The following is a 13,665-nucleotide window of genomic DNA, read 5'->3' as shown; positions in this document are numbered from 1 at the left end:
CTTGCTCAAATGCTGCTAAAGTTTCGTGAATCTCTGAACCTTCAAAGTAAACCTCGGTTGAACCACACCATACTAATACTACACGGTCAAGGCCGTTATCTTTCTGAAAGTTTTTAATGTCTTCCATAACTTGCTGTGCAAGCTCATAACGGGTACCGGTTTTAATGTAAGTACCATCAAGGTTTTTAGCGTAGTTTTTATCAAACGCAGCCTTCATTGGTTTAATTGATTCTAAACCTTCCCTTACTGAATCTAACAGGTCGCGCTCAAGTACTTTTGCGTTTACAGCTGCCTGGTAAACGTTATCTTCATACACATCCCAGCCACCAAAAACAATATCGTTAAGGTTAGCCAATGGTACAAAATCTTTAATTTTTGGATGACGGGCCTCGGTACGTTTGCCTAAACGGATGCTGCCCATTTGGGTTAATGAACCTATTGGTTGCGATATGCCTTTTTTTACAGCTTCAACACCGGCAATTAGTGTAGTAGCTACTGCGCCTAAACCAGGTATTAAAATACCAAGTTTACCTTCTGCAGGTTTAATGTTAATTTTCATTACTTGTTTTTTGTTTTAAGGATAATGCAGCTATTATACAACACGTAGGGGGCATGTTATATGATAGTTTTCTTGTTTACTGTTTGTATTATAGTAGTGCCAAAGCACGGTTACTATCTTTTTAGTGCAATTAAAGCATACATAACCAGCTTTAATTGAGGGGCAAAAGAATATAAATTTTGTTTTAAAAACTTATATTTTTATAAAGTTTACAGGCAGATGAAGATTGGCTGTTTTATAAGGCCTTTTCGTATATCCTATAGGTTTTGTACTGGTCGCCGCCAATGGCTTCAATAGCACGGTTTACCATATCATTGTTTTCAAGTGTCCATGATGCTTCGGCGTATTTTAAGCCCTTACGCCTGTATTCTTTTATAATGCTGCCATAAAGGCTGGCTTCGATACCTAACTTGCGGTAACCATCAATTACACCCAAAAGCATAATACGGATACCGGTGATCTTCTTTTTGTTTAATAAAAGCTTAAAGATACCTGTAGGCAATAACCGGCCTTTTTTAATGGTTTTAAGGATCTGGTTAATATCTGGTATAGCTACCCCGAAGCCAACAATTTTACCATCCTGCTCGGCCACTAAGGCAAAATCAGGGTCTAATATCATTTTAAGGTCTTTGGCTGTGTAGTCAAACTCCTCATTTGTCATCGGGAAAAAGCCAAGGTTTTTATCCCATGCTTTATTATATACATCGCGCAGGGCATCAGCCTCCTGCTTAAAGTTCTTCAGGTTTATTTTACGGATAACAATGTTGCTGTTACGCTTAAGGCGGTCTTGCAACATATCCAGCATCCTTAATGATTTATCGTTGTAGTTAGCGCCATCCCAGTACCATGCCAGCAGGTCGGTTTGTTTTTTGAAACCGGCATTTTCCAGTAAGGTAATGTAGTACTCGGGGTTGTAGGGCATCATTACCACCGGCGACCGGTCAAACCCTTTAATTAAAAGGCCGCAAACCTCGTTGGTGCTTGGGTTTACAGGGCCAACAATATTAGTGGCACCTTTTTGCTTAACCCATTCAGTAGCTGCGTTAATTAATAAATTTGCTGTTTCCTGATCATTAATAACATCAAAAAAGCCAAAAAAACCATCGCTAACGTTATTAAACGCGTTATGATTGGTGTTAAAAATTGCTGCGATACGCCCAACAACCTTATCGCCATCATAAGCCAAAAAAGTTTGTAATGATGAATGTTTGTGAAAAGGGTGCGTGGTTAGCAGGTCCTTTTGTGCAATAAATAGTTCGGGTACGTAAAGTGGGTCGTTTTTGTAGAGATCATGCGGGAAGTCAATAAAAGTAGCAAGTTCTTTTTTCGACTGTACCGGAACAATTTTTTTCATTGTGGATGTTGGGTTAATACCGGTACTATGCAGGCCGTAGTACCGGTATATTTAAAGAGATTATATATTTTCTTTAATAGTACTATTAGTTACGCCTACCACTTTAAATGCCTGTATAAGCTTTTCTACTGCTTCGTCTATCTGTGCGAATGTGTGAGTTGCCATTAATGAGAACCTTAACAATGATGAATCAGACGGAACGGCAGGGGATACAACCGGGTTAACAAATACACCCGCGTTTTGCAGATAATTGGTTACCTGGAAAGTTTTTGCGTTATCGCGGATATATATAGGTAGTATTGGGCTTTCTGATGCACCGATATCAAAACCTTCGTCGGTTAATAATTTAACGGCATAGTTGGTGTTGTCCCAAAGTTTTTGGATACGTTCCGGTTCGGCTTCAATAATATCAAGGGCTGCAATTACGCTGGCTACCGAGCCGGGGGTCATGCTGGCGCTGAACATTAATGAACGTGCGCGGTGTTTAATATAGTCGATAGTATCATGATCGCTGGCGATGAAACCACCAAGTGATGCCAATGATTTACTAAAGGTGCTCATAATAAGGTCAACCTGGTCGGTTAAGCCAAAGTGCGATGCAGTACCTGAACCATTATGGCCAATTACACCTAAACTGTGTGCATCATCAACCATAATGTTAACGCCGTATTTGTCGGCAAGCTCAACAATTGCAGGCAATTTAACAATATCGCCTTCCATGCTGAAGATACCGTCAACAACAATAACTTTTACGGCTTCTTCTGGTAGCATGCTTAGCTTGCGTTCCAGATCAGCCATATCATTGTGGGCATATTTAATAACTTTTGAGAATGACAGACGTGTACCATCAATAATTGAGGCGTGGTCATATTCGTCAAGTATCAAATAATCGTTGCGGCCTGTGATGCATGATAAAACCCCAAGGTTTACCTGAAAACCGGTACTAAATAATACTGCTGCTTCTTTGCCGACATACGCTGCAAGACGATTTTCGAGTTCGATGTGAATATCAAGTGTCCCGTTTAAGAACCTTGAGCCTGCACAACCTGATCCGTACTTGTCAATTGCCTTTTTTGTTGCTTCTTTTATTTTAGGATGGTTCGTAAGACCTAAATAGGAGTTTGAACCAAACATTAAAACACGTTTGCCGTTTATGATCACCTCGGTATCCTGACCAGACTCTATTGGCCTGAAAAAAGGATACAGTCCCTGTGCCCTGATCATATTTGCATCCTGGAACTGGGCAATCTTCTCGTGTAATTTTTTAACCATTTATAAACACTGCTTAAATTTTTTGTAAAAATACCATGAATAAGCTTATAACTTGCATGGAGAATGTAAATTTTTTACACACCACCTTAATAGTATGTTAATATACTTCCATCAGGCAAATTAATTAAATTTTTTATTTATTCCCCACCACTATTTTACATTTTGTTTGAAAAAGTTGAAAAATCGTGCCAATTATCATTCAAATCTCCTAATTAGGTAAAATTTCTGTTGTGTGTTTTTTATTAAAATAGAATAATCTCATATTCGCCTCCCTGTTAATAACATCGAAAATAAAGAGAACCTTTCTTTAAATTTTTCGTTTTTATATGTTACTTTCAATCCTTTATGAAAAAACTACGCTACTTATTCCTCTCTAATATACTAATTTTTTCGCCGGTAATACTATTTGCCCAAACTGCTGCAGATACAACAACTGCTGTAGTAACGTTAAAACAAAGTATTGATTTTGCCCTGCGCAACCAACCACAACTTAAACAGGCAAATATCGACGAGCAAATTAACGAACGTGATATTAAGATAAGTTTATCAAATTGGTTGCCACAAATTAGTACAACAGGCCAGTACCAGCATTATTTTCAAAGGCCCGCACAGGTTGCAGCAGGTACCGGTACGGGGACAGGTAGCGGTTCAGGACAAAATTTAGCTATAGCACATAACGTATCCAGCCTGGGCGCACAGGCCAGCCAGGTTATATATAATAACGATGTATTACAAGCATCGCGTGCATCAAAATATTCAAGGCAGTACTATAAGCAGAATACCGAAAGCAGCAAGATAGACCTGGTATCTGATGTGAGCAAGGCATTTTATGATGTACTATTATCACAACGCCAACTGGATATTATTAAGGAGGATATTATAAGGCTTCGCCGCAGTTTAAAGGATGCCTATTCCCGTTACCAGGCAGGTGTGGTTGATAAAACAGACTATAAACAAGCAACCATCGCATTAAATAACTCGCTTGCATCGCAAAAGCAAATACAGGAAGCTATAAAAAGCAAAACCGCTTTGTTGAAACAGATAATGGGTTTTAACCCTAACAGGCAGTTAAGCCTTTCGTATGACTCGGCACGTTTACAAAGCGAGGCTGTTATTGACACCAACCAGGTTTTAAATTATACAAACCGTATTGAATATCAGTTACTGCAAACGCAAAAAAACCTGCTTAATTTAAATATATCCTATTATAAATGGGGCTGGCTGCCATCGTTATCTGCCGTTGGCGGATATAGCCTGGGCTACTTTAATGATAGTTTCTCTAAAATGTATAAGGATGCATTCCCAACATCATTCGCAGGGCTTTCTTTATCTATCCCGATTTTTACAGGTGGTAAACGTTTACAAAACCTGGCCAAGGCGCGCTTACAGGTAGAGCGTTCAGATCTTGACCTGGTGAACAGCCGCAACGCAATTAATACAGAATATACACAGGCGCTGGCAAATTATAAAAGCAGTTATTATAACTGGCAAACGCTTAACGAGAACGTTATACTTGCCAAGGATGTATATAAGGTTGTAGACCTGCAGTACCGCGAGGGGATTAAAACATATCTTGACGTTATTGTATCGCAAGCAGATTTGCGCACAGCCGAACTGAACTATTATAACGCACTGTTCCAGTTACTATCAAGTAAAATTGACCTGGAAAAAGCTTTGGGTACATTGCCAACAGAGTAAAAACTTTATCATCATCATCACAAATTCGACAACTTATAACATGAAAAATACATATATCTACTGCATTGCTGCCATGGCATTACTAACAGTTTCGTCATGCGGTAGCAAAGGGCCTAAACAAGATGCTGCGCCGCCTGCAACACCGGTAAACGTTATTGAAGCAAAAAAGGCTGATGCCATATATTATGATAAATACCAGGGAACCGTTGTGGCTTTAAATTCAGTTGAATTACGCAGCCAGGTTAGCGGCTTTATTACCGGCATCTTTTTTAAAGAAGGTGACGTAGTAACTAAAGGCGCCCCATTGTATGAGATAGACCGCCGCAAATATGTAGCTGCTTATGAGCAGGCCAAGGCCAACTTATTAAGCGCCAAAGCAAACCTGAGCAAAGCACAGAAAGATATTGACCGCTATAACATGTTGTTGAAAAACGATGCGGTAGCACGCCAAACGGTTGACCAGGCTACCGCCGCGTTCGAAACCAGCCAAAGCCAGGTTGCTGTTGCGCAGGCAGGTGTTTCTTCTGCCGCTACAGATCTTTCTTATGCTACAATAAGGGCACCGTTTACTGGCCGTATAGGTATATCACAGGTTAAACTGGGGGCGCAGGTTTCGCCGGGTACTACATTGTTAAATACAATATCAACAGGTAACCCTATTGGTGTTGATGTTGTGATAAACGAACAAGACATCAGCCGTTTTTATAAAATACAAAAAGCAGGTACCGATACCACCTTCAGGTTACAGTTGCCCGATGGTACAACCTTTAACAAAACCGGGAAGATATTTGCTATTGACCGTGGCGTAAACGACCAAACAGGTACTATTAAAGTGCGTGTACAATTCCCAAATGCACATGATGAACTGAAAGACGGAATGAGCTGTGTATTGCAGGTGCTTAACGATAACTCGGGCGACCGCGTGCAGATCCCTTACAAAGCGATAACCGAGCAGATGGGTGAGTTTTTTGTATTTATATCTAAAGATACCATTGCTGAACAGCGTAAAGTAAAGATAGGGCAGCGCATTCAAAGTAATGTTATTGTGTTGGATGGCGTTAAACCGGGCGAAAAGGTTATTACCGAAGGTTTCCAAAGGTTGCGTGATGGTGGCAAGATAACCTTTGGCCCGCCTGCAGGCGCTGCACCGGCAGGGAAAGATGGTAAAAGTGCACCTGCTGCAAAATAATTAATTGGATATATCCCATAATAGGATAAGCTAAGCGGGGCACATACCCCGAAATACATAAGCAAAAGACATAAATAATGATCGCAGATACTTTTATAAAACGCCCTGTAACCGCAATTGTAATATCGCTGGTAATACTGATCGTTGGGATGCTGGCCATATCGAGCCTCCCAATTGGGCAATACCCGGAAATTACACCGCCAACGGTACAGGTAACCGGTACTTATACCGGTGCCGATGCTTTAACGGTTGAGCAAACTGTAGCTACACCGGTAGAGGTACAGGTAAACGGTACCCCGGGTATGACCTACCTGCAAAGTAATAGCACCAGCAACGGCGCCATGAGCATGACCGTTAACTTTGAGGTTGGTACCGATATTAATAATGCCGCACTTGATGTACAGAACCGTGTAGGTATTGCCTTACCAACCCTGCCGCAAGAGGTACAGCGTTTAGGTATGATAGTGCGTAAACGTAACCCAAGTATATTAATGCTTGTGGCTATGTACTCGCCAAAAGGCACGCACGATGTAACCTTTACAGATAACTATACCAACGTGTTTATAAAGGATGCATTATTGCGTACCAAAGGTGTGGGCGACGTATTTACCCGTGCTGACGATTTTAGTATGCGTTTGTGGCTAAAGCCGGATAAGCTGGCCGCTTTAAATATGACAGCGGCAGATGTTACCGCCGCTTTAACTGAGCAAAACGCGCAGGTAGCAGCAGGTACGGTAGGTGCAACCCCGCAAATGAAAGGGCAAACCTTTGAATATTCTGTATTGGTTAAAGGCCGTTTAACAGATAAATCGGAGTTTGAGAATGTTGTTGTTAAAACTATACCGCAAACAGGTGCTGTTGTACATTTAAAGGATGTAGCCCGTGTTGAGCTGGGTAAATTTAATTACTCGGGTAACTCGTTTGTTGATGGTAAAAGGGCATCGTACCTGTTAATATACCAGGCGCCGGGCAGTAACGCTATTGAAACTGCTGATAATGTTACCGCCACCATGAACGAGCTTAAAAAAGCTTTTCCGAAAGATATTGATTATGTGGTTCCTTTTGAGTCGGTTACGGTAGTAAAGGTGTCCCTGCACGAGGTTATCGAGACTTTGGTTATAGCCCTTGCGCTTGTAATTGTGGTAGTGTTTTTATTCCTGCAAAACTGGCGCACAACCCTTATCCCGGTACTGGCCATCCCGGTATCAATTGTGGGTACGTTCATCTTCTTTATCCCGCTGGGCTTTACTATCAATACCTTAACGCTGTTTGGTTTTGTACTGGCCATTGGTATTGTGGTAGATGATGCCATTGTGGTGGTAGAGGCCGTACAGCATTATATGGACGAGAAGGGCATGTCGCCTAAAGAGGCAACAGAACATGCCATGCGCGATATCTCCGCACCGGTAATTGCCATCGCATTGATTTTGGCAGCGGTGTTTGTGCCTGTAGGTTTTGTGCCGGGTATAGTTGGCCGTTTATATCAACAATTTGCTATCACCATCGCCATATCAGTATTGATCTCGGCATTTGTAGCATTATCGCTTACGCCGGCATTATGTACCATATTATTACGTCCGCATAAAATAGATGAAAAATCGGGCGGGTTAAACAGGTTTTTCTATGTGTTTAACCAATGGTTTGACAGGGTTACCGGCCGTTATCGTAACGCGGTAGATAAAGGTATCAAACACTCCAAATTCATCGTTATAATCCTTGTATGTATTATTATCGGTACGGTGCTCTTGTTTAAAGGCAAACCATCGGGGTTTTTACCACTGGAGGATGAGGGGCGTATTTATGTAACTTACGATTTGCCTGAAGGCTCATCAACCGAACGCACAGTTACCGTTTTGCACGAGATGATGGCTGTATTGGATAGCGTACCCGCTATTAACCACTACGCCGCTTTGGGCGGGTTAAATGCGGTTAACTTTGCTACAAAATCAAACAGCGCAACCATATTTGTCCAACTAAAACCGTGGGATGAGCGTAAAGACGAAAAAGACCAGTTAAATGGTGTTATTGCAACATTACAGGGTAAACTGGCCAGGTTTAAAGAAGCCAGTGTGGTTGTGATCTCTCCGCCGGCAATTCCGGGTTTAGGTAACACGGGTGGTTTCTCTTTCATATTGCAGGAGAAAGAAGCTGGTGGCGATATTAAAAACTTTGAAAAGGTGTTGAATACTTTTGTGGCTGCTGTAAATAAACGCCCCGAAATTGCCAAAGCTTTCACGTTTTTTGGTGCGCATACACCGGCTTACCAGTTAACAATTGATAGGGAAAAAGCTAAAAAATTAGGTGTTAAAATATCTGATGTGAACAACACCCTGCAAACCTACATGGGTAGTTCATATATAAACGATTTTACCGTTTATGGCCGTAACTTTAGGGTAGTTGCCCAGGCCGATACAAATTATCGTACCAATATTGATAATATAGGACAGTACTTTGTGCGTAACGAAGCCGGTGCTATGGTACCACTAAGCACGCTTACTACTTATAAAGTAATAGAAAATGCCCCGTTAATATCACACTATAACCTGTTCCGTTCTGCTGAGATAAATGGTAGTACCAAACCCGGCTTTAGTAGCGGTGACGCTATTACAGCCCTGAAAGAGGTTGCTGCCGAAACACTTCCGCAAGGTTATGGTTATGAGTTTTCGGGTTTAAGCCGCGAGGAGTTGTTATCGGGTTCAAAAACCGTTTACATATTTGCATTGTCAATAGGCTTCGTGTTCCTGTTCCTGGCTGCCCTGTACGAGAGCTGGTCGGTACCGTTCTCTGTACTGCTTGCTGTACCACTTGGTGCGTTTGGTGCTATTCTATTCCTTTGGTTTAAACCGGGGCTTACCAATAACGTTTACGCGCAGATCGGTTTGATAACGCTGATAGGTTTGGCCGCTAAGAATGCCATCCTGATAGTGGAGTTTGCCAAAGAACGAGTGGATAGGGGTATGAACCTCGAAAAAGCTACGCTGGAAGCAGTAAGGCTACGTTTAAGGCCTATTGTGATGACATCGATGGCGTTTATCCTGGGTGTTTTACCATTGGTAATAGCATCCGGCGCCGGTGCGCAGGCAAGGCAAACCATTGGCTGGACAGTGTTTGGCGGTATGCTTGCAGCAACATCACTGGCTATATTTATAGTGCCGGTGTTGTATTATATCATTACCAAATTCTCTTATGGCGATGCTAAACTTGCCGAAATGGAGAAGAATTTTAAACCCGATCCGGAGATAGATCCGGAAGCATAATATTAAAAGCCCTCGTTAGTTAACGAGGGCTTTTTTATGTTATAATGCTATACTGGCATGAAAAACAGATGAAATTTAAGCATTGCAAAAGTGTTTTTATGCCTAACACCATACACTTTTGTAGTTAATCAGACACGTAAATTTATGTATGCCGATATTAAATAATATATAAAATAACACTGGTAGCTAATTAGAATAGAGTGTAGAACCAAGTTGATTATCAGTATATAAAAGCCGTTTTTGTCTGTAAAAAGATGGTTTTATTTTTATCCGATGGTGTTTAATTATTAAAAAATAAAGGGATATGGCAAAGTATTTGATGATAGCGGTGTATCACAATTAATAATTGTATTACTAAAAACACGACAATGAAAAGAATGACAAAACTAATAGCCGCAGCATTTACAGCAGCAGCTTTATTTATCGGAACAAATGTTAATGCACAGTCTACCCCTAAAAGCGCTTTACGCTTTGGTATAGGTCTTGAGGGGTTAGCACCAGTAGGCAACCTGCACGATGTATCAAACATTGGTATCGGTGGTACCGCGCGTTTACAATATGGTTTAGCTGATAATTTAGCTTTAACGTTGACCTCGGGTTACTATAACTTCTTTGGTAAAAAAATCCCCGGAACAGATGCCAATTATGATGATTTAGGTATAGTACCACTTAAAGCGGGTATCAAGGCATTTGTATCTCAGAATATTTACCTGGGTGCAGAAGTTGGTGCCGGTTTTGAGACCCGCAGCAATGGTAATACTAAATTAATTGCATCACCAGGTATTGGTTGGGCTAACCAATCATGGGATATAGGTGCACGTTATGAAAACTTCTCTGGCCAGAGCAATAACTATGGTACAGTAGGTTTACGTATAGCTTACGGTTTCGGATTGTAATTATAGCCGGAACTTTTACTTAATTAAAAAGCCCCTTGCCATTTGGCAAGGGGCTTTTTGTTGTGGTCTGAATCTGGATTTTCAGAATTTTATAATGAACAGAATTCAGAAAATCCTGATTCTAACTGTTATGCTAGTTTAGCCAGCGCAGCTTTAATCCTTTTTACAGCTTCAACCAGTTTATCCTCGGCAGCGGCGTAGGAGATACGGATAGATTTTTTATCACCGAAAGAATCGCCGCCTACAGTAGCGACATGTGCTTCTTCCAGTAAGAAAATACTTAATTCATCAGCGTCGTTGATGGTTTTACCATTATAACTTTTGCCAAAAAATGAAGTAACGTTAGGGAAAAAGTAGAAAGCGCCATCAGGCAGGTTAACGGTAACACCCGGAATATCTTTTAACAGGCCGTAAACTAAATCGCGGCGTTTTTGGAACTGATCGCGCATTTGATGAACAGTTTCCAAACCACCTGTGTAAGCGGCAACACCGGCTTTTTGGGTGATAGAGCATGTGCCTGATGTTATCTGGCCTTGTATCTTATCGCAAGCGGCGGCAATTTCGCTGTTAGATGCGGTGTAACCAATCCTCCAGCCGGTCATGGCAAAAGCTTTAGACCATCCGTTTACGATCACCACACGGTCTTTAATACTCTCGAATTGGGCTATAGATTCGTGCCCCCCAATAAAGTTTATATGTTCGTAGATCTCATCGCTCAGGATGTAGATATTTGGGTGTTTTTCAAATACTTTAGCCAGGCTTGCAAGCTCTTCTTTACTGTAAACACTACCTGTAGGGTTACATGGCGAAGAGAACATGAATAATTTTGTTTTCGGTGTAATGGCAGCTTCCAGTTGCTCGGCGGTTATTTTAAAATTGCTTTCAACTGTTGTATCAATAAATACGCTAACACCTTCGGCAAGTTTTACTATTTCTGAATAAGAAACCCAGTAAGGGGTAGGGATAATAACCTCTTCGCCGGGGTTAACCAAACACAATACCGTATTGGCAAGGGCTTGTTTAGCACCGGTAGAAACTACAATTTGCGTATCAGTATAATCAAGGTTGTTTTCTGTCTTCAACTTACCAACCACGGCCTTACGCAGGTCTGGATATCCCGCAACGGGGGTATAATAGGTGAAGTTATTATCCATAGCTGTTTTTGCCGCTTCCTTAATGTGCTCAGGGGTATGAAAATCTGGCTCACCAAAGCTAAGGCTTATTACATCTACACCTTTAGCGGCCAATTCGCGACCCATTTTTGCCATTTTAATGGTCTGGGATTCCGACAGGTTGTTTATCCTGTTACTTAATGCGCTCATATTGTTGTTTTTGTTATTGCGGCAAATATAGAAAATTTGTTTACTGATGATTAATTATGGCCGCACTAATGCTAATTTCTTTGCACACGCACCAGGCCCTGCCTTGTAGCAAGATATAACACCCCATTTTTATCGAACGCCATATCTACAATATAAGATGTCGGCATATCCGAGTTTTGGTTATGATAATTCTCCCAACCATCTTTCAGATCGTACCTAACCAGCCCAGCCCTGTCAGTAGCTATCCAAAGTACTTTTTCATTTTTATCATAAAGCACTTTTGAAACGTGGTTAAATGGCATGCCCGAGTTGTTTGTAGTTAGTTGTTTAAACTCGCCGGCGTGGTTGCATATCGCAATGCCTTCGTTACGGTTTACTTCCTTTTTATCTTTAGGGTTATATTCATATAAGCCAAAATACATATTGCCGTTTTCATCTTCATCTAACGAAGTGATGCATTGACCTTTCAGCACTGTTGAGCCATTATTAAAGCTGGTTACTTTTCCGTCGGTGTCAATCATTGCCGAACCTGCAAACGTGCCTATCCAAAGCCTCTTCTTTGAATCCCGCTGTGCAAAATAAACCCTGTTTATAGGTAGTTCCCTGGTATTATCTTTATTAATTGTGCTCCATTTATTGTCTTTTAAGATGTGCAGGCCTTCATCTGTACAAAATAACAACTCGCCACTATTGGTATTATTATAAATATGGTATGCGCCATTAAAACCTAATGCCTTTTTGCTGTAGAGCGTCCACTTTTTATCATCATAACTATAAATGTCGCCTTGCCCAACTGTCCATTTAATGCCTTTATTATCTGCTGCAATAGCGTTGTAGCTAAAATATTTTCCTTTATCGGTAATATCCTGCTCCTTACGTATAAAGCTTTTTCCATCAAATTGTACAAGTCCTTCGTCTACTGTTAGCCAAATAGTGTTACGGTTATCAATTGCTATATCATCATTAAAATTATTTGGCAGGTTTGAATTCTTTGAGTTCCAGGTAGTGATGGTGTAATCTTTTAGATGTTGATTTTTGTATGTATAATTCTTGTTAAATATTTCGGGATCTTTCGGCCTGTCAAACGAGTTTTTGAACGCTTGCATATCAACACGGTCAATCCTACAGGTAAGGTGATGGTCTTTAACTTCGGCCATTATATTTATAGACACACGCCCCTGTGTTTTTCCTTTTTCTTTGGCCGGTGCCCAACCTTTAAATTGGTTAAATTGGGCAATAATACTTTTAGTGATCTTGCTTTTTGAATTATCGGTATGGCTTAGTACACAGCCATTGCCAACCGAATCTATTAGTACCTGGAACAATATTTTACCTGAAGCATTACCAAAATCAATGGTATTGTTCAGGTCATCTACAAGAGCCTTAAATTCATTGGCTTTTACACCAGCCTTTTCATCACCGCAGTCAAGGCAAAATTGTTCTGTTATACAGTTGTCGAGTTTATTGGGGAATAGGTTTTGGGCTTTTGCAGATAAAAACAAGCTTAGAGCGGATAAGATCAGGATAAGTTTTTTCATTTTTAATAATTAAGGGGTCAATGGGGACTAAAATACAAAATGCGGGCAACTTGTATGTTTATACTATGTTAATTTAAAATGTTGCTTTCATTTGGAGAGTGTGGCTATTTACACCCCTGGCATTATTAATGAAAATGATATCTATGTTTAGATATAACCCTTCCCAAACCAAACATGTTACATTTTTAACCGAATGTAAAAGCTAAATTTCCGTAAGTTTGGCCTCTCTAAAAAGGTTGGTTTTGAAGGAACAAAAAAGGATAATTCTGATATCGCTTATTACCGGTGCAGTGCTCATGGTAATGAAGTTTGGCGCATACTTTCTTACAAACTCCAACTTTGTATTAACCGATGCTGCCGAAAGTATTGTGAACGTTATTGCAAGCTCATTTGCGTTTTTTAGTATTTACCTGGCATCGCAGCCGCGGGACGAGAACCATCCTTATGGACATGGCAAGGTGGAGTATTTTTCGGTATTTATAGAAGGCGCGCTGGTTGGCATAGCAGGGCTTATCATCATCATCAAATCAACTTACAGTATTTTTTATCCCGAGGTTATTCATTACCTGTTATTGGGTGC

10 protein-coding genes are annotated in these 13,665 nt (G+C 40.7%); 5 read left to right on the top strand and 5 right to left on the bottom strand.

The features are described from left to right. The 3 genes from WC615_RS19075 to WC615_RS19065 all read right to left on the bottom strand — a co-directional run. The coding region (locus WC615_RS19075; protein WP_372979662.1) for an inositol-3-phosphate synthase at window positions 1–559 on the bottom strand (559 nt) is incomplete at its 3' end. 235 nt (window positions 560–794) lie between these two features. Beyond that, the gene (locus tag WC615_RS19070) at window positions 795–1,913 is read right to left on the bottom strand and encodes a hypothetical protein (RefSeq protein ID WP_372979661.1); all 1,119 of its coding nucleotides are present in this window, start codon (window positions 1,911–1,913) and stop codon (window positions 795–797) included. 60 nt (window positions 1,914–1,973) lie between these two features. Then, a complete protein-coding gene (locus tag WC615_RS19065) occupies window positions 1,974–3,185 on the bottom strand; it encodes an aminotransferase class I/II-fold pyridoxal phosphate-dependent enzyme (protein WP_372979660.1) in 1,212 nt (403 codons plus the stop codon). Between the two features lie 345 nt (window positions 3,186–3,530). On the opposite strand from WC615_RS19065, the gene WC615_RS19060 reads away from it, so the two are divergent. From WC615_RS19060 to WC615_RS19045, 4 genes are all read left to right on the top strand, one after another. After that, the gene (locus WC615_RS19060; RefSeq protein ID WP_372979659.1) at window positions 3,531–4,883 is read left to right on the top strand and encodes a TolC family protein; all 1,353 of its coding nucleotides are present in this window, start codon (window positions 3,531–3,533) and stop codon (window positions 4,881–4,883) included. 40 nt (window positions 4,884–4,923) lie between these two features. Next, entirely contained in the window at window positions 4,924–6,072 is a 1,149-nt protein-coding gene (locus WC615_RS19055) for an efflux RND transporter periplasmic adaptor subunit (protein ID WP_372979658.1), read from the top strand. A 77-nt stretch (window positions 6,073–6,149) separates the two neighbouring features. Then, window positions 6,150–9,329, top strand: a complete 3,180-nt coding sequence (locus tag WC615_RS19050) for an efflux RND transporter permease subunit (RefSeq protein WP_372979657.1) — start codon at window positions 6,150–6,152, stop codon at window positions 9,327–9,329. Between the two features lie 368 nt (window positions 9,330–9,697). Beyond that, a complete protein-coding gene (locus WC615_RS19045; protein ID WP_372979656.1) occupies window positions 9,698–10,225 on the top strand; it encodes a hypothetical protein in 528 nt (175 codons plus the stop codon). 128 nt (window positions 10,226–10,353) lie between these two features. Here the strand turns inward: WC615_RS19045 and WC615_RS19040 are convergent, their stop codons facing one another. Together WC615_RS19040 and WC615_RS19035 are read right to left on the bottom strand one after the other, a co-directional pair. Further along, window positions 10,354–11,547 carry a pyridoxal phosphate-dependent aminotransferase gene (locus WC615_RS19040; protein ID WP_372979655.1) on the bottom strand — a complete coding sequence of 398 codons (1,194 nt, stop codon included), beginning with the start codon at window positions 11,545–11,547 and terminating at the stop codon, window positions 10,354–10,356. Between the two features lie 71 nt (window positions 11,548–11,618). Next, window positions 11,619–13,085, bottom strand: a complete 1,467-nt coding sequence (locus tag WC615_RS19035) for a hypothetical protein (protein WP_372979654.1) — start codon at window positions 13,083–13,085, stop codon at window positions 11,619–11,621. Between the two features lie 242 nt (window positions 13,086–13,327). Between WC615_RS19035 and WC615_RS19030 the strand changes: the two genes are divergently transcribed. Continuing rightward, window positions 13,328–13,665 (top strand): cation diffusion facilitator family transporter (locus WC615_RS19030; protein ID WP_372979653.1); only part of this gene is annotated, 338 nt, incomplete at its 3' end.

The organism is Mucilaginibacter sp., from assembly GCF_041663085.1.
Lineage (GTDB): Bacteria > Bacteroidota > Bacteroidia > Sphingobacteriales > Sphingobacteriaceae > Mucilaginibacter.
Note: the sequence above shows the minus strand (reverse complement) of the source record. Positions and strands in the feature narration are given on the sequence as shown.

Bases quoted from the DNA above. Each gene is read 5' to 3' on its own strand.
- WC615_RS19040 (WP_372979655.1), bottom strand. From the start codon at position 11,547: ATGAGCGCATTAAGTAACAGGATAAACAACCTGTCGGAATCCCAGACC.
- WC615_RS19045 (WP_372979656.1), top strand. From the start codon at position 9,698: ATGAAAAGAATGACAAAACTAATAGCCGCAGCATTTACAGCAGCAGCT.
- WC615_RS19070 (WP_372979661.1), bottom strand. From the start codon at position 1,913: ATGAAAAAAATTGTTCCGGTACAGTCGAAAAAAGAACTTGCTACTTTT.
- WC615_RS19035 (WP_372979654.1), bottom strand. From the start codon at position 13,085: ATGAAAAAACTTATCCTGATCTTATCCGCTCTAAGCTTGTTTTTATCT.
- WC615_RS19050 (WP_372979657.1), top strand. From the start codon at position 6,150: ATGATCGCAGATACTTTTATAAAACGCCCTGTAACCGCAATTGTAATA.
- WC615_RS19065 (WP_372979660.1), bottom strand. From the start codon at position 3,185: ATGGTTAAAAAATTACACGAGAAGATTGCCCAGTTCCAGGATGCAAAT.
- WC615_RS19055 (WP_372979658.1), top strand. From the start codon at position 4,924: ATGAAAAATACATATATCTACTGCATTGCTGCCATGGCATTACTAACA.
- WC615_RS19060 (WP_372979659.1), top strand. From the start codon at position 3,531: ATGAAAAAACTACGCTACTTATTCCTCTCTAATATACTAATTTTTTCG.